The 16,357-nt window shown below is 33.6% G+C and carries 17 protein-coding genes and 1 tRNA gene; all 18 read left to right on the top strand.

Features of this window, described 5'->3' with window-relative positions; translation table 11 throughout:
• Positions 1 to 104 precede the first annotated feature (104 nt).
• The 18 genes from OLM54_RS00515 to OLM54_RS00430 all read left to right on the top strand — a co-directional run bounded on the left by OLM54_RS00515 (position 105) and on the right by OLM54_RS00430 (position 16,062).
• On the top strand, positions 105 to 1,676 hold the full coding sequence (locus OLM54_RS00515) for a glycoside hydrolase family 10 protein (protein ID WP_264536668.1): 1,572 nt from the start codon (positions 105 to 107) through the stop codon (positions 1,674 to 1,676).
• On the top strand, positions 1,663 to 2,934 hold the full coding sequence (locus OLM54_RS00510; protein WP_264536667.1) for an MFS transporter: 1,272 nt from the start codon (positions 1,663 to 1,665) through the stop codon (positions 2,932 to 2,934). The genes OLM54_RS00515 and OLM54_RS00510 overlap by 14 nt, the downstream gene beginning before the upstream one ends.
• A gap of 22 nt (positions 2,935 to 2,956) precedes the next feature.
• Positions 2,957 to 3,298 carry a hypothetical protein gene (locus OLM54_RS00505; protein ID WP_264536666.1) on the top strand — a complete coding sequence of 114 codons (342 nt, stop codon included), beginning with the start codon at positions 2,957 to 2,959 and terminating at the stop codon, positions 3,296 to 3,298.
• A gap of 21 nt (positions 3,299 to 3,319) precedes the next feature.
• On the top strand, positions 3,320 to 3,526 hold the full coding sequence (locus OLM54_RS00500; RefSeq protein WP_264536665.1) for a hypothetical protein: 207 nt from the start codon (positions 3,320 to 3,322) through the stop codon (positions 3,524 to 3,526).
• Positions 3,527 to 3,583: 57 nt separating this feature from the next.
• Entirely contained in the window at positions 3,584 to 5,197 is a 1,614-nt protein-coding gene (locus OLM54_RS00495; RefSeq protein WP_264536664.1) for a glycoside hydrolase family 3 protein, read from the top strand.
• Positions 5,198 to 5,331: 134 nt separating this feature from the next.
• On the top strand, positions 5,332 to 5,970 hold the full coding sequence (locus OLM54_RS00490) for a peroxiredoxin (RefSeq protein WP_264536663.1): 639 nt from the start codon (positions 5,332 to 5,334) through the stop codon (positions 5,968 to 5,970).
• A 206-nt stretch (positions 5,971 to 6,176) separates the two neighbouring features.
• On the top strand, positions 6,177 to 6,485 hold the full coding sequence (locus OLM54_RS00485) for a thioredoxin family protein (RefSeq protein ID WP_041519142.1): 309 nt from the start codon (positions 6,177 to 6,179) through the stop codon (positions 6,483 to 6,485).
• Positions 6,486 to 6,569: 84 nt separating this feature from the next.
• Complete coding sequence (locus OLM54_RS00480) at positions 6,570 to 6,827, top strand: DUF6952 family protein (protein WP_017495510.1); 258 nt, start codon at positions 6,570 to 6,572, stop codon at positions 6,825 to 6,827.
• A 386-nt stretch (positions 6,828 to 7,213) separates the two neighbouring features.
• On the top strand, positions 7,214 to 7,711 hold the full coding sequence (tpx, locus tag OLM54_RS00475) for a thiol peroxidase (protein WP_264536662.1): 498 nt from the start codon (positions 7,214 to 7,216) through the stop codon (positions 7,709 to 7,711).
• A gap of 10 nt (positions 7,712 to 7,721) precedes the next feature.
• Positions 7,722 to 8,096: a diacylglycerol kinase family protein gene (locus tag OLM54_RS00470; RefSeq protein ID WP_264536661.1), complete on the top strand. Its 375-nt coding sequence runs from the start codon at positions 7,722 to 7,724 to the stop codon at positions 8,094 to 8,096.
• An 18-nt stretch (positions 8,097 to 8,114) separates the two neighbouring features.
• Entirely contained in the window at positions 8,115 to 10,565 is a 2,451-nt protein-coding gene (locus OLM54_RS00465; protein WP_264536660.1) for a DNA translocase FtsK, read from the top strand.
• 7 nt (positions 10,566 to 10,572) lie between these two features.
• Positions 10,573 to 11,265 carry a LolA family protein gene (locus tag OLM54_RS00460; protein WP_264536659.1) on the top strand — a complete coding sequence of 231 codons (693 nt, stop codon included), beginning with the start codon at positions 10,573 to 10,575 and terminating at the stop codon, positions 11,263 to 11,265.
• A gap of 7 nt (positions 11,266 to 11,272) precedes the next feature.
• Positions 11,273 to 12,727: an LptF/LptG family permease gene (locus OLM54_RS00455; RefSeq protein ID WP_264536658.1), complete on the top strand. Its 1,455-nt coding sequence runs from the start codon at positions 11,273 to 11,275 to the stop codon at positions 12,725 to 12,727.
• Positions 12,728 to 12,729: 2 nt separating this feature from the next.
• Positions 12,730 to 13,860 (top strand): 3,4-dihydroxy-2-butanone-4-phosphate synthase, encoded by a 1,131-nt coding sequence (gene ribB / locus OLM54_RS00450; protein ID WP_413614460.1) that lies wholly within the window; start codon positions 12,730 to 12,732, stop codon positions 13,858 to 13,860.
• A 3-nt stretch (positions 13,861 to 13,863) separates the two neighbouring features.
• Positions 13,864 to 14,253 carry an acyl-CoA thioesterase gene (locus tag OLM54_RS00445; RefSeq protein ID WP_264536657.1) on the top strand — a complete coding sequence of 130 codons (390 nt, stop codon included), beginning with the start codon at positions 13,864 to 13,866 and terminating at the stop codon, positions 14,251 to 14,253.
• Between the two features lie 160 nt (positions 14,254 to 14,413).
• Positions 14,414 to 14,498: transfer RNA gene (locus OLM54_RS00440), tRNA-Ser, on the top strand.
• A gap of 344 nt (positions 14,499 to 14,842) precedes the next feature.
• Positions 14,843 to 15,682, top strand: a complete 840-nt coding sequence (locus OLM54_RS00435; protein WP_264536656.1) for a phage integrase SAM-like domain-containing protein — start codon at positions 14,843 to 14,845, stop codon at positions 15,680 to 15,682.
• Positions 15,683 to 15,732: 50 nt separating this feature from the next.
• Positions 15,733 to 16,062 (top strand): site-specific integrase, encoded by a 330-nt coding sequence (locus OLM54_RS00430; protein WP_264536655.1) that lies wholly within the window; start codon positions 15,733 to 15,735, stop codon positions 16,060 to 16,062.
• Positions 16,063 to 16,357: the final 295 nt, after the last annotated feature.

Here is a 16,357-nt window from a genome sequence, read left to right as displayed (position 1 = left end):
AACACATGAAAATCAAACAAATAACGTTCAAATTATAATTTCTGAATTATTTATTATAGTCCGTTAAAAAAACTATTTTTGATTTCTGTTTAAAAAAGATTGAAATGCATAAAAATCAGCACCTAATATACTCTATCATATTTTTACTAATCTTTGGATGGAATGCCAATTCTCAGGAAAAATTGACACATCCTAAAAATGAATTTAGAGGTGTCTGGATTGCAACCGTTGTAAATATCGATTGGCCAAAAACGGCAACCGACAATGTTGAAAAAGAAAAAGCTGATTTTATTGAAATTTTAGACGCTTATAAAAAACTAAATTATAATGCCGTAATCGTTCAGATTCGTAGTGTTGGCGATGCTTTTTACCCTTCAGAACTCGCGCCGTGGTCGCGTTTTTTAACCGGAAAAGAAGGTCAGGCTCCGACTCCGTATTACGATGCTTTGGCGTGGATGATTGAGCAGGCACATTCAAGAAGTTTTGAATTTCATGCCTGGATGAATCCGTATCGTGCAACTTTCGATTTAAACAAAAACCTTTTAAGCCCAACACACGACATTTTTAAACATCCGGAATGGATGATCGAATATGGCGGAAAATTATATTACGATCCGGCTTTGCCAGAAGTTCAGGCACATTTAACGAAAGTGGTAAAAGAAGTTGTTGACAAATATGATATCGATGCGATTCATTTTGATGATTATTTTTATCCGTATGCCGTTCCCGGAAAAGTTTTTAACGATACCGCTTCATTCAAAAAATATGGTTCCGGCTTAACACTTGCGGATTGGCGTCGTGCCAATGTGAGCAATTTTGTGCACACAATTTCTACGACTATAAAAGCAAGCAAACCCTGGGTTCAATTTGGAATTAGTCCGTTTGGAGTTTGGAGAAATAAATCAGTTGATCCAAAAGGTTCCGAGACACAATCGACTTCAAATTATGACGATTTATATGCAGATCCTATTTTATGGATGGATCAAAAATGGATCGATTATATTATGCCTCAACTATATTGGAGCATGAATAATCCCAGAGCTTCATATTCAAAACTCGTAAAATGGTGGTCTGAAAACTCGAATAATACAGCACTTTATATTGGTCACGCTTCTTATAAAATTCGAGGAGATGGCGACAAAAGCTGGAATTATGTGAGTGAGATTCCAACTCAAATTGATTATGCCAGAAGTTTCAAAAAAGTGGGCGGAAGTGCTTATTTCAGTTCAAAATGGTTCATGAATAAAAACTTTGATATCGTTCGTCTTTTAGAAGAAAATCAATATAAATATCCTGCGCTTCCGCCGGCAGTTCCTAATTTAAAGCGCATTGTAATTGATATTCCAACGGTAAACGAATTCTCAAAAGACAGTACAAAATATTATTTCAATATTAAATCGCCACTAAATACCAAAGTTCGTTATATGGTAATTTACGGAGCAGATCATATTTCGAAAATCAATACAAATGATGCTACGCAAATAATTGACAAGATTACGGTTCATGAAATCGACGGTACAATCTCATTTTCTATTCCTGCCGAAAAAATGAATCAATATAAAGCTTGCGCTGTAACATTTATTGATTATTTTGCGAACGAAAGTACCCCAACTACTATCGACACAAAAAAGACATTTAAAACCTATACACCTGCGCAACCGAATGAAAACAGATAATAAACCGTGGTTTTGGATTCCGTTACTAAATTTTGCCTCTGGCTTGCCTTACGCCGTCATTATTTCCGTTTCGGTCATTATGTACAAAAATCTTGGAATTTCAAATGAAGACATTGGAGTTTATACCAGTTTATTATATCTTCCCTGGGTTATAAAACCGCTTTGGAGCCCGTTTATTGAATTGAATGGAACCAAAAGAAAATGGTTTTTATCTATGCAATTGCTTATTTCGATTGCGTTTTTATTGGTCGGTTTTACAATTCCGGCAAGTGGATTTTTCATCATGACACTGGCTATATTTTGGGTTGCCGCTTTTGCATCTGCTTCTAATGATATTGCCAGCGATGGTTTTTATTTATTGGTTTTACCTGAAAATCAACAATCTTTCTTTTTAGGAATCAGGAGTACTTTTTACCGACTTTCATTACTTGCCGGAAACGGATTAATCGTTTTGTTTGCCGGATATTTAGAACATAAATACGGAGACAATACAAAAGCGTGGTCCTATACAATGATCGCTGTTGGTTTATTAATGACTTTTATAACCGTTTATAATTTCATTTTTACACCAAGAAATGAAATAAATGCCGTTGAAAATAACAAAGAACTTCACCATCAAAACTTCGCTACTATCTTTGTAAGTTTCTTTAAGAAAAAACAAATCGGATTAGTATTGGCTTTTATTTTATTATTCCGTTTAGGAGAATCACAATTACTTAAAATGCTAAGTCCGTTTTTATTAGATGCAAAAAATCTTGGAGGAATGGCTTTAGATACAGAAGCTGTTGGAATAATTTACGGAACTTTTGGTGTTGGAGCTTTAACTTTAGGCGGAATTTTAGGCGGAATTGCGATTTCAAAACAAGGACTTACAAAATGGATGTTTCCTATGTTTTTAGCGATGCATCTTCCTATTATCGGATTTATTTTATTGGCTTTTTTCCATCCTGCTTCAATTCATTATATTTATGCCGTTGTAATTTTAGAACAATTTGGTTACGGTTTTGGTTTTACCGCTTTCATGATGTTCTTAATACATGTCGCCGAAGGAGAATCAAAAACAGCACATTACGCGCTCGCAACCGGATTTATGGCTTTAGGAATGATGTTGCCGGGAATGTTAAGCGGTTATATACAACAATATTTAGGCTATCAGCACTTTTTTATCTGGGTTCTGTTGGCGACAATTCCGGGATTGATTCTCTCCCGTTTTTTAATTTTCCCGAAAGATTTTGGGAAAAAATCAGAAGAAGTTTAACCCCAAATCAAACATCTGAAATATGGAAATCAATGAAAATTTGCAAAACGAACGCAACCTAAAAGGCGCTGAGTTCGAAAAAGAAGGAAATTTTGAAAAAGCAATTGAAGTATATGAAGAAAATGTCGCGGAAAGCTTTAAAGGAAATCATCCTTATGATCGATTAGCTACGATCTACAAAAACCAAAACGACATCGATAACGAGATTCGCGTTTTAGAAAAAGCAATTATTGTTTTTGAAGAAATCACACTTGAAGATCGTCTTGAAGGTTTGCCAAAACTTTTTCGTTTTAAAAACCGACTCGAAAAAGCATTACACACTAAAACGCTGCTTGCCAAACAAAAGAAAAGCAAATTGAAATAAAATAAATTTCAAACATGTATCATGATTAGCTTAAAACGCACAAACTCTGATGATATTGATTTTATAAATCTGGTTGCTTTATTAGACCAAGATTTAGCAATCAGAGACGGAGAAGATCACGGCTTTTATAATCAGTTTAATAAAATTGATAAAATAAAACATGCGGTCGTTTTTTATGAAAATGATATTGCTATGGGTTGTGGCGCTTTTAGAGAAAAAGATTCCTAATTATCCTCCTTATGAAAACGTGGATAATAGTGTTTGCATGAAAAAGACTTTATAATAATGAAAATGACAGCTGAAGCATTAAAACAAAAAGTGGGACAATTCTTTTTTCCTGCTGTTTTTATAAACGATACCGAAGAAAATATTCAGGAAACCGAACGTTTGATCAAAGAACACAACATTGGCGGACTGACTTTTTTTCACAGTCGGGCGAGCGCTGCAACGAATTATGAAAGCAAGAAAAAAGTTGTTTTTAATGACGATAGTTATCAAAAAATTAAAGACTTAATTGTTCGCTATCAAAAGGCCGCTTCTACTCCACTTTTAATTAGTATTGATGCAGAATGGGGTTTGGCGATGCGTATAGAAAAAACACCGCAATATCCGTATGCCATTACACTTGGCGCTTTACCCGAAAATAAATCTAATTTGGTTTATGAAGTTGGAAAACAAATTGGTTTAGATTTAAAAGCTGCCGGAATTCATTATAATTTATCTCCTTTGGCAGACATTAATAATAACCCAAATAATCCGGTTATTGGGTATCGCTCTTTTGGTGAAAATAAAAAGAAAGTTGCTGATTTTGCTGTTGAATATTTGAAAGGAATGTCGGAAGTTGGTATTTTAGGCTGCCTGAAACACTTTCCCGGACACGGAAATACGAATGTCGATTCGCATTTGGGATTGCCGGTTTTAAATGAAACTCTTGAAGAATTATTAGAAAACGAATTATATCCGTTCATTAAAGGAATTGAAAATAATGTCGACTCGATTATGATTGGACATTTGGCGGTTCCGAGTTTAAATGACGGAAAAAATACATCGGCAACTTTATCAAAACCTATTATTGAAACGCTTTTGCGCGAGAAATTAGGTTATGATGGTTTGGTAATTTCTGATGCATTAAACATGCACAGCGTTTCTAAATTGTATGAAACCAAAGGTGAATTAGAATGGGAAGCGTTCAACGCCGGAAATGATATTTTATGCTTCGCCGAAAATGTTCCCGAAGGAATTGAAGCCATTCTTAAAAATGCTTCGCCGGATCGTATTGAAGAAAGTTTCAACAGAATTATGAAAGCCAAAGAAAAAGTGGGTCTTTTAAATGATTCTTTTTCTGCAACCGGAGAATTAAATTTCGAAAAAGCATCCGTTTTAAATCTTGAAATCGCAGAAAACTGCATTACAAAAGTTATTGATAATCAAAATTCTGAATTGATTTTTGAAGCTCAAAAAAGAAACAAATTAGCAAAATTGAGTTTGTATAAAAATGTTGAGAATACTTTTTTCAAAACCTTAAACTCAAAATTATCTTCGCCGGAATTTGCTTTTGAAAATTTAGAAATTTCTGATATTTCATCTATAAAAAAAGAACTGGAAAATTTTGAAACTATTCTTATATCTTTATTTGTTCCGAAGGCAAAACCTTTGAATAATTTTGAAGTTAATGATGAAGTTTTAGCTTTGCTTTCGCATCTTCTTCAAACTAAAAAATGCGTTATTTATGTTTTCGGAAATCCTTATGTTTTACCATTAATTCCGGATCTTTCAAAGGCTTCAGGATTGATTGAGGCATATCAGGATTTTGAAGAATTTCAAAAAATTGCAGGAATTCAATTTCTTGAAAATAAAAAATATTCAGGAAATTTACCCGTTAATATTGAATTTCAATAAGTTACAAATCACTATCCATAAACCATAATTAAAAGTTATTATTAAATAAATATTAATAATTACATCTTATTGTAAATAGCTTTAGTTATACCCTACTTTTGCACTAAATAAATATTTAACTTAAAACGAAAAATATGTCTTTAGTAGGAAAAAAATTCCCAAGTATTGCAGTAGATGCTATCTCAGAAATGGGTGATAACTTAAAAATTAACATTTTTGAAGAAGCAGTAAACAATAACAAAAAAGTATTATTATTTTGGTACCCAAAAGATTTCACTTTTGTATGTCCAACTGAATTACACGCCTTTCAAGCTGCATTACCAGAATTTGAAAAAAGAAATACTATCGTAATCGGAGCTTCTTGCGACACAAACGAAGTACACTTTGCCTGGTTAAACACTCCAAAAAACAACGGTGGAATTGAAGGTGTAACTTACCCAATTTTAGCAGATACAAACCGTAACTTATCTAACATTTTAGGAATTTTAGATATTGAATCTACAGAATACAGCGAAGAAACTGATTCAGTTATCATCGAAGGTTCAAACGTAACTTACAGAGCTACTTATTTAATTGACGAAACTGGAAAAATTTTCCACGAAAGTGTTAACGATATGCCATTAGGACGTAACGTAAACGAATACTTACGTATGGTTGATGCTTACACTCACATTCAGGAAAAAGGAGAAGTTTGTCCTGCAAACTGGGAAGCTGGTAAAGAAGCTATGTCTGCTGACAGAATCAGTACTGCTGAGTATTTGAGCGCAAACTAATTTTTATAAAGGTACAAAGGTTCAGAGGTACAAAGCAGCAAAGGTTTTTTGCTGCGATTTACTAAGTTTTAAACTTAATATCCCTGAACCTTTGCCTCTTAAACCACTCAAAATTTTACAAAGTTGCACAGCAACGAAGACAAACGAAGTTTCAAAAACTTTGTCCCTTTGAACCTTTGCCACTTTGAACCTTAAAAAACAAACAAATGTTAATCGACTTAAACGAAGATACGTTAGCAGATTTAGTTGCTAAAAACGAAAAAGTAGTAGTACAATATTCAGCTTCATGGTGTGGAAATTGCCGTATTATGAAACCAAAATTCAAAAAATTAGCAACAGAAAATGAAGCTATCACTTTTGTTTTGGTTGATGCTGAAAATTCTCCTGAATCAAGAAAATTAGCCAATGTAAGCAACTTGCCAACATTCGCAACTTTCGTAAACGGAAAATTAGTTGGAGAAACTCAAACCAACAAACAAGAAGTTTTAATCGACTTGGTAAACGCAATTGCGTAAACAGATCATTAGATTTTTAGACTATTAGATTTTTTGAATCTTACCTAAAAATCCAATAATCGAGTAATCTAAAAATCTAAAAAAATGAAATTACCCGTAATAAAGCAATTAACGCAATTTATCGAAGAAAACGATCAGGATTATATCATCGAAACTATTGAAGTTTTGGAGGCTATGACTGAAATTCCTTCTCTAAAAGATGAAGAATTAGATGTAATTGGCGAATTAATTTCAAACATGTATGGCGCACTTGAAGTACACAAAATGGTGGTTCAGGGCACAGACAAAAAAGAAGCATTGAATGCGTTCATGAAACGTGTTTTAGGTTCTATAGATAAATAATCGGCCTTTCCTCAGTACAAATAAAAAACATGACTAAAAAAAGCGTTTTCTGAATAAGAAAACGCTTTTTTTTAGTTTATAGTCTCAGGCTCTGTTTTCAGTTTTTAGGTTTTTCAGTCGCAGTTTTCAGTTTTCAGCACATGCAAAGTCATTGCGAGGAACGAAGCAACCTCACGCAGTTGATCCGTTTTAATGATCCTCAAAGTTTGCTCTTGCCAGCGAGATTGCTTCGTTCCCCTCAAAGACAAACAACAGGCGTTTACAACAAAAATGCCAAATTATTCGTTATCTTAAAAGTAGCCTAATTCTAATCACAACGCTAACAAATACTTTTAGATTCAAATATTAATCCTTACTTTTGAACCTCATAAATTTAAACAAAAATCATGGCTTCAATAACATTAGGAGGAAATCCTATTCATACTTCGGGAGAATTACCAACAGTTGGATCTCAACTTGCTGATTTCAAATTAGTACAAAATGATTTATCAGTAGCTTCATTAAGCAATTTTGCCGGTAAAAAATTAGTTTTAAATATTTTTCCAAGTATTGATACGGGAACTTGTGCAACTTCTGTTAGAAAATTCAACGAAAGTGCGAGTAACTTAGAAAACACTACTGTTTTATGTATTTCAAGAGATCTTCCATTTGCTCAAAAACGTTTTTGTGGAGCCGAAGGTTTAGAAAATGTAGTAAACTTATCTGATTTTCAAGCTGGAACTTTTGGTAAAACAAATGGTTTAGAAATTGTTGACGGACCTTTAGCAGGTTTACACTCTAGAGCGATTATTGTTGTTGATGCTAATGGTAAAATCACTCATACAGAACAAGTTGCTGAAATTGCAAACGAACCAAATTACGAAGCAGCTTTAGCAGCATTATAATATCCATATAATGACATTTGAAAAAGATAATACTTTTGTAACAGGCCGGTTAAAAAGCATGACGTATGCTTTTAACGGTGCTGTTAAACTTATAAAAACAGAGCACAGCATTATGGTACAGTTCTCATTGGGAATTGTAATGACTATTGCCGGGTTCTATTTTAAAATTTCACAAACCGAATGGCTTTTCCAGGTATTAGCCATCGGCTTGGTAATGAGTATTGAAGGACTGAATACGGCTGTAGAAAAAATTGCCGATTTTATTCATCCTGATTACAGTAAAAGAATCGGATTTATTAAAGATATTGCTGCCGGGGCGGTATTTTTTGCCGCAATGACCGCAATAGCAATAGGCTTGATTATTTATTTACCCAAATTTATATAGGCAATACTAAACGCAAGAATGGCAAAAACAACCAAAAAAGATACTGTAAACAAAAAAACCGAACCAAAAGCTGAGAGTTTAAAATCTTGGAGACCCAACAAACAGCAACGTTTTGTTATGGGCTGTCTTTTGATATTATTTTCTATTGCATTATTAGTTGCATTTATTTCTTTTTACGTCAACGGGCAATGGCAGTTAGATCAAAGTGCTGTTAGTAAGCTTGATGATCGTTCTGAAGTGGTGCAAAACTGGCTGGGGAAATTTGGCGCTTATCTTGCAGATTTGATTGTATATCGAGGATTTGGAATTGCATCTTTTATTCTTGTTAGATTATTTTTCCTGACTGGAATGTTTTTAGCGCTGGAATTATCGCTTAGAAAACTTAAAAACATTTGGTTTTGGGATTTATTTGCCATTATTATTGTATCTATATTATTTGGATTCTTTGCCACATCTGCCCCTGAATTAGGCGGAACTATTGGTTATGAACTAAATTTATTCTCGCAGGATTATATCGGAAAAACAGGAACTTTACTGGCGCTGCTTTTCGGATTAATTGTGTACTTGATTTTCAAAATAAAACTATCTCCTGAAAAAATTCAATCCTATTTTGATTCTACTAAAAAAGAAATCAAATCAGAATTAAGTTCTTTAAATACGCAGCCACAAACGGAAAGCGCTTATAATTTAGAAGAATTTGCAATTGAGGAGGAAGATCCTGAATTGGATAATATTCACTTAAAAACAGAAGATACTCAGTTCGAAATCAACAAAGAAGCCTTAAAACCTACGATAAATCATTCGTCTGAAATTGATTTGAATCCTGTTGCGAAACCGCTTCAAATGAATATAAATCCGGTAACGGAAACTCCTGCGCATCATGAGGAATTTGTTATCGAAAAAGCAGAAGAAGAAGATATTATCGAAGAAAATCTGGCATCTCGTTTAGTAGCTGATTTTGGATTATTTGACCCAACTTTAGATTTATCGAATTATAAATTTCCAACAATTGATTTATTAAAAGAATATTCGACGGGCGGAATCACGATTAATCAGGAAGAATTAGAAGAAAATAAAAACAAAATTGTAGATACACTTCGTAACTACAAAATTGAAATTGCACAAATTAAAGCGACCGTTGGTCCATCGGTAACTTTATACGAAATTGTACCTGAGGCGGGTATCAGAATTTCTAAAATTAAGAGTTTAGAAGATGATATTGCTTTGTCTCTTTCGGCTTTGGGAATTCGTATTATTGCGCCAATACCAGGAAAAGGAACAATTGGTATCGAGGTTCCGAATAAAAATCCTACAATGGTTTCGATGAAAAGTGTTATTGGTTCAGCTAAATTTCAGGAAGCTGAAATGGAATTGCCAATTGCATTGGGAAAAACCATTTCGAACGAAACTTTTGTTGTCGATTTAGCCAAAATGCCTCACTTATTGATGGCTGGTGCGACAGGACAAGGAAAATCTGTTGGATTGAATGCGGTTTTGACTTCGCTTTTATACAAAAAACATCCGGCGGAAGTGAAATTTGTTTTGGTCGATCCGAAAAAAGTCGAGCTTACACTTTTTAATAAAATAGAAAGACATTATTTAGCCAAACTTCCTGATGCTGGAGATGCGATTATTACGGATAATGCAAAAGTAGTGAACACATTAAACTCCCTTTGTGTTGAAATGGATAACCGTTATTCATTGTTGAAAGATGCAATGGTGCGTAATATCAAGGAATACAACGATAAATTTAAAGCCAGAAAATTAAATCCGGAAGCGGGACATAGATTTTTACCTTATATTATATTGGTTGTCGATGAGTTTGCCGATTTGATTATGACTGCCGGTAAAGAAGTCGAAATTCCGATTGCGCGTTTGGCTCAGTTAGCGCGTGCTATTGGTATTCACTTGATTATCGCGACACAAAGACCATCTGTAAACGTAATTACAGGTTTGATTAAAGCGAATTTTCCTGCCAGAATTGCATTTAGAGTAACTTCAAAAATTGACTCAAGAACTATTTTGGATACGCAGGGAGCTGATCAGTTGATTGGTCGTGGAGATTTATTATATACGAACGGAAATGATGTTGTTCGTGTGCAGTGTGCGTTTATTGATACTCCGGAGGTTGAAAAAATCACGGATTTCATTGGCTCACAAAAAGCATACGCGACAGCTTATTTACTTCCGGAGTTTGTTGGAGAAGAAACTGGCATTAATCTTGATATGGATATTTCTGACAGAGATACTTTATTTAGAGAAGCCGCTGAAATTATTGTCAATGCACAACAAGGTTCAGCCTCTTTATTGCAAAGAAAATTAAAATTAGGATACAACAGAGCGGGTCGTTTAATCGATCAACTGGAGGCAGCCGGTATTGTTGGTCCGTTTGAAGGCAGTAAAGCCCGCAGCGTGAACATCTTAGATTTAAGTGCTCTTGATCAATTTTTTAACAATGAACAAAATTAATCCAATCATGAAAGCAAAAATTCAAGAAATCAACAACAATTCTATCAAAAACAGAACTAAAAAATGCTTGCAAATAGCACTTTTATTTCTTTTGAGCTTTACCTCTATTCAGGCTCAGGATAAAAAAGCCAAAGATTTATTGAACGAGGTAACAGCCAAAATAAAAAGCTACGACAATATTGCTATTGACTTTAAATATTCTCTGAATAATGCAAAAGAAAATATCAATCAGGACAGCAAAGGAAATGTTATTATGAAAGGCAATCAATATGTATTGAATTTTATGGGTGTTACTAAAATATTCGACGGACAAAAAACTTACACTATTGTTCCTGAAGATGAAGAAGTTACCATTTCTAAAGTAAACGAAAAAGATGATGTAGCTATAACACCTTCCAAAATGCTTACTTTCTTTAATTCCGGATATAAATACAATATGGACATTGTTCAAAATGTAAAAGGAAGAAAAATTCAGTACATTAAATTAGCTCCAACAAATGTTAAAGATCAAAGAAAAGAAATTCTTTTAGGTATTGATGTACAAACAAAACACATCTATAATTTGATTGAAACAGGAAAAAATGGAACAAAAACCACTTTAACCGTTAATTCTTTTAAAACCAATCAGCCTTTATCAAAAAATCAATTTACCTTTGTAGCGAGCAAATATCCAAAATACTACATCAACAAATTAGATTAATCAAAGGTTGAAAATTTTAGACAAATACTTACTAAAAACATTTCTGATTACATTTACTACGGTATTTGTAATCCTTTTTTTTATATTCATTCTTCAAACTGTATGGCTTTTTATCTCTGAATTAGCAGGTAAAGACCTTGATTTGATATTGGTTGTAAAATTCCTTCTTTTCTCAATGCCCCGAATTATTCCGCTGGTTTTACCGCTTTCGGTTTTATTGGCTTCTATTATGACTTTCGGAAATTTAGCCGAAAATTATGAGTTTGCCGCTATGAAATCTTCAGGAATATCGTTGCAAAGGGCAATGCGTGTTTTAATCATTTTTATTTTCGTTTTAAGTATTGTTGCATTTTGGTTTGCCAATAATGTAATTCCGTATGCCGAATATAAATTTGTTAATTTCAGAAAAAACATTGCTCAGGCTAAACCCGCTATGGCTATTGCCGAAGGTCAGTTTAATGATGTTGGGACTTATAATATTAAAGTAAACAAAAAGTCAGGAGAAAACGGGAATATCTTAACAGGCGTTACCATTCATGAAAAAGCGAATAATTATGGTGAAAACAAAACAGTTATAAAAGCTAAAAATGGTAAATTAATCAGTAATGAAAAATCAAGTATCTTAAAGCTCGTTCTGAATGACGGTTATTATTATCAGGATGTTACTCCAAAAAAATACGAAGATCGTTCTAAACTTCCTTTTATAAAAAGTGAGTTTAAAAAACAAATCATCAATATTGATTTATCTGAATTAAATAAGGTTGATGAAGATAAAGCAAGTGTAAGTAGCACAAACGGAATGCTGAATGTGAATGAATTGCGCTATACTTTAGATTCTTTAAACAAAAACCTGAATAACGAAATAGTTTCATTTTCTGAAAATATAAATCAGCGCGTTGGAATTAAACCTTCGCCTAAGGTTTTAAAAACAGACAAAAAGAAAAAAGCATTGCCAAACGATCTTTTATCTTTATATACCAACAAACAAAAGTCTGATATTTTAAAAATGGCGAGCAGCACGGTTACGAGCAATATATACTCTATCGAAACTACTCAAAAAGATTTAAAAGATAAACAAAGAGACATCAACAAGCATTTAACGGCATTATACGAAAAATTTGTCATTGCTTTTGCCTGCTTTTTAATGTTTTTTATTGGCGCTCCGCTAGGTGCTATTATCCGTAAAGGCGGACTGGGTTTACCTATTGTATTTGCGGTTTTGATTTTTATTACCTTCCACTTTATTAATACTTTTGGAAAAAGACTATCACAAGAGGGCGGTATGACTCCTTTTATGGGTTCATGGATGTCGTCATTTATATTGCTGCCGTTAGCAGTTTTATTAACATATCGCGCTACAAACGATAATGGCTTAATTAATTTTGATGCCATTACTACTCCAATATCACAACTGTTTCAAAAAATTTCCGAGCGCTTTTTTCCCGCTCAAAACAAACAATAATTATGTCAGCAAAAATACAACTCAATACCATTGAAGAAGCTATAGAAGATATTCGTCAAGGTAAAGTAATTATAGTAGTCGATGATGAAGATCGTGAAAATGAAGGTGATTTTTTAGCTGCAGCCGAAAAAGTAACTCCGGAAATGATCAACTTTATGGCTACACACGGACGTGGATTAATTTGTGCGCCGCTAACAGAAAGCCGTTGTAAGGAATTGGATTTAAGACCTATGGTTACTAATAATACGGATCATATGGAAACTGCATTTACAGTATCTGTAGATTTAAAAGGACATGGGGTAACGACAGGGATTTCGGCAGCAGACAGGTCTAAAACAGTATTGGCATTGACAGATTCAAATGTAAAACCACATGAATTGGCAAGACCGGGACACATTTTTCCTTTGGTTGCAAAACAAGGCGGCGTTTTAAGAAGAACCGGTCATACAGAAGCTGCAATTGATTTTGCAAGATTAGCAGGATTTAAATCGGCTGGTGTAATTTGCGAAATTCTAAATGAAGACGGAACTATGTCTCGTTTGCCTGAACTTGTAAAAGTGGCTAAGAAATTCAATTTAAAATTAGTTTCTATTGAAGATCTTGTTGCTTACAGAATGCAGCACGATAGTTTAATTGTTAAAAAAGAAGATTTTGATATCGAAACTCGTTTTGGAACTTTTAGATTACGAGCTTACGAACAAACGACAAATAAACAAATTCATATTGCTTTAACGAAAGGAACGTGGAATCTTGGAGAACCAATTTTAACGAGAATTCACTCTTCGCAGGTAAATAATGATTTACTAGGTACTTTAACCAATAATGCTGAACAACAACTGGATGGTATGTTTAAAGTAATTAATGAGAATGGAAAGGGCGCAGTTATTTTTATTAATCAGGATATGCAGGCGATTAATTTATTAAGCCGTATCTCTGAACTTAAAGCTTTACAGGCCGGAGGGACAATGAAAGCGCCAAAAGTAATTATTGACAGTAAAGATTACGGAATTGGAGCTCAAATCCTGCATGATATTGATATTTCAAAAATTAGGTTGGTGTCTAATACAGAGCAAACAAAACGTGTTGGTATGATTGGATACGGGCTTGAAATTACTGAATACGTAAACTACTAATATATGGGTACTTTAGAAGAAAGAATTGCAAAATCTGAGACTCATATTTTTAAAGCCGTTTTTCCGAGTACAACAAATCATTATGATACTTTATTTGGAGGTACTGCGCTGCATCTCATGGATGAAGTTGCTTTTATTTGTGCGACAAGATTTAGCCGCAAGAAAGTAGTAACTATTTCAACAGGACAAATTGATTTTAAAAAAGCAATTCCGGCGGGTACTTTAATCGAATTAGTAGCAAAAGTTGTTAACGTTGGAAGAACCAGCTGTAAAATTCACGTTGATATTTTCATGGAACAAATGTATTCTGAGCTTCGCGAAACTGTAGTTTCAGGAACTTTTTCGTTTGTTGCAGTTGATGAAAACAAGAAACCGACGCCTATTTTAGATTAATTACATTATTTAACGTAAAATTGTTTTTAAAATAAATACTGATTATGAAGCACTTGAAAATTAATTTAAAATAATCAGTAAAAAAGCTTAAAAAAAGTTTTGAGAACCGAAAAAGCGTCTTATATTTGCACTCGCAATCAGCAAATGATCGCAACATACTGGAGAAATGGCAGAGCGGTCGAATGCGGCAGTCTTGAAAACTGTTGACTGTAACAGGTCCGGGGGTTCGAATCCCTCTTTCTCCGCTGAAAATGAAACCCCTAGCATTTACTAGGGGTTTCGACGTTTTTAGAACTAGCTCAAAACTTCGGAACCTAACTTTAAAAAGACTGGTTATCCTTTGTCAATCCTTTTAAATACTGAGACCGTCATTTCTTTCACTTTTTCAGTTTTCAAAATTAAGTGACTTTTTAGTATATTTTTGTGTCCCTATTAGTGTCCCTTTTTTTCACGTAAATCGTAGCCTTTCCCTTAGTAAAAACACACTAAAAACATCTCATTTTCAGCACCTTCATATATAAATTCATTAAAATTTCAGACCTTAGCAAGAACTTAATTAACTATTATTAAACACAAATAGCAATAAGTGATGCTAAAAATCTATTTTTTTCTTAAACCTGGAAAGTTAAACTGGAGAGATGAATCTCCAATCTATGCACGCCTGTGGTATTATGAAAATTCGATTACCATGACAACGGGCCAGTATATAACAAAAGAAAGATGGAATTTTACCAATAAACTACGCAGGGTGCTCAGAATGGAAAAGGAAAAAACTCTTAGAAAAACATTAGATTTGTTCCAAATGAATATTGAAAAAAAATTTAATGAAATCATTCAAAGAGACGGTGATTTTTCTCTTTTAAAACTCAAAAATGAATTTAATAAAAAAACTACTGCAGAGGGAGTCACAGCTTTAAAGATTCTGGAAACCCATATCAGCAATTTCAATCGGAAAGTTGCTAAAGATGAAAGATCTTATGCAAGCCTCAAAAAATATGAACGATCCAAGGAACTGCTTTCCAATTTTTTAAAAGAAGAATACCAAAAAGACGACATAATATGTAAGTCAATTAACAACAGTTTTATTCATAATCTCGAATCATTTCTTAAATACGACAGCAGTTTTAAGGGCCGCACAGGAATTAAAAACAACTCAACAGTAAAATATATGCGGATGTATAAAACTGCATTTAATTATGCAGTAAAATTAGGTTTAATCACTAACAACCCTTTCGATTCATATGACGGTAAAGTATTCGAGAAAAGTGCCATCTACTTAACACCTGAAGAATTAAAAATATTTGAAGTAAGAGATTTTCGTGGAAAGGTTAGCCAAAGTCAAAGATATTTTCATATTCTGTTGTTATACAGGATACGGCCCGGCGGACGCTTCTGCCCTTACAAAAGAAAACCTCGTAGCCGACAATAACAATGACCTCTGGATTATATCAAACAGAACAAAAACCTCAACACAAGAGAATGTCCCCCTTACTTCACCCAGCACATAAAATAATTAACAAATACAGCCAGCAGCAGCTTACTCTTCTGCCTCCATTATCAAATCAGAAGATGAATGAATATCTGAAAGAAATTGCAGTGTTATGCGGCATTAAAAAAAAATTGACATGGTATGCCGCCAGACACACTTTTGCCACAACAGTTACTTTGGGAAACGGCGTGCGAATAGAAAATGTTTCATCGATGATGGGTCATACAAACATTTTACAAACACAGCATTATGCTAAAGTTTTAGATGCTAATATCAAAGAAGATATGAATAAGGTAATCGAGAAATATAAAAATACATAATGGCAAGCAAATTCATGATCCACAAAAAAGATAAATGGAAAAAAATTATGTTATTAAGGCGAGTACTTTGAATTTTTATTGCAAAATCAAGGCATATATTTTTAAAACAATTAAAAATCTAGCAATATTTAAGACTTAAGAAATTTAGGGTCGACTATATTATAGTTTTGTTTGATCAAATGGTAGATATTCGTAGGCAGTTTAGAAAGGCTTTCGCTACTTCAAAGGAGTTTTAGTAATACAAATTAAAAGAACATCCAAGTCAATGAGGGGTAGTTAGATTTCTAATGAAAAT

Source organism: Flavobacterium sp. N1736 (assembly GCF_025947065.1).
Lineage (GTDB): Bacteria > Bacteroidota > Bacteroidia > Flavobacteriales > Flavobacteriaceae > Flavobacterium.
This window is presented reverse-complemented; position numbering and strand designations above follow the sequence as displayed.

Excerpts from the sequence above, each read along its gene's own strand:
- OLM54_RS00460 (WP_264536659.1), top strand. The coding sequence starts at position 10,573 with ATGAAAGCAAAAATTCAAGAAATCAACAACAATTCTATCAAAAACAGA.
- OLM54_RS00430 (WP_264536655.1), top strand. The coding sequence starts at position 15,733 with ATGTCCCCCTTACTTCACCCAGCACATAAAATAATTAACAAATACAGC.
- OLM54_RS00500 (WP_264536665.1), top strand. The coding sequence starts at position 3,320 with ATGATTAGCTTAAAACGCACAAACTCTGATGATATTGATTTTATAAAT.
- OLM54_RS00490 (WP_264536663.1), top strand. The coding sequence starts at position 5,332 with ATGTCTTTAGTAGGAAAAAAATTCCCAAGTATTGCAGTAGATGCTATC.
- OLM54_RS00495 (WP_264536664.1), top strand. The coding sequence starts at position 3,584 with ATGAAAATGACAGCTGAAGCATTAAAACAAAAAGTGGGACAATTCTTT.
- OLM54_RS00515 (WP_264536668.1), top strand. The coding sequence starts at position 105 with ATGCATAAAAATCAGCACCTAATATACTCTATCATATTTTTACTAATC.
- ribB (WP_413614460.1), top strand. The coding sequence starts at position 12,730 with ATGTCAGCAAAAATACAACTCAATACCATTGAAGAAGCTATAGAAGAT.
- OLM54_RS00510 (WP_264536667.1), top strand. The coding sequence starts at position 1,663 with ATGAAAACAGATAATAAACCGTGGTTTTGGATTCCGTTACTAAATTTT.
- OLM54_RS00470 (WP_264536661.1), top strand. The coding sequence starts at position 7,722 with ATGACATTTGAAAAAGATAATACTTTTGTAACAGGCCGGTTAAAAAGC.
- tpx (WP_264536662.1), top strand. The coding sequence starts at position 7,214 with ATGGCTTCAATAACATTAGGAGGAAATCCTATTCATACTTCGGGAGAA.
- OLM54_RS00485 (WP_041519142.1), top strand. The coding sequence starts at position 6,177 with ATGTTAATCGACTTAAACGAAGATACGTTAGCAGATTTAGTTGCTAAA.
- OLM54_RS00505 (WP_264536666.1), top strand. The coding sequence starts at position 2,957 with ATGGAAATCAATGAAAATTTGCAAAACGAACGCAACCTAAAAGGCGCT.
- OLM54_RS00465 (WP_264536660.1), top strand. The coding sequence starts at position 8,115 with ATGGCAAAAACAACCAAAAAAGATACTGTAAACAAAAAAACCGAACCA.
- OLM54_RS00480 (WP_017495510.1), top strand. The coding sequence starts at position 6,570 with ATGAAATTACCCGTAATAAAGCAATTAACGCAATTTATCGAAGAAAAC.
- OLM54_RS00445 (WP_264536657.1), top strand. The coding sequence starts at position 13,864 with ATGGGTACTTTAGAAGAAAGAATTGCAAAATCTGAGACTCATATTTTT.
- OLM54_RS00435 (WP_264536656.1), top strand. The coding sequence starts at position 14,843 with ATGCTAAAAATCTATTTTTTTCTTAAACCTGGAAAGTTAAACTGGAGA.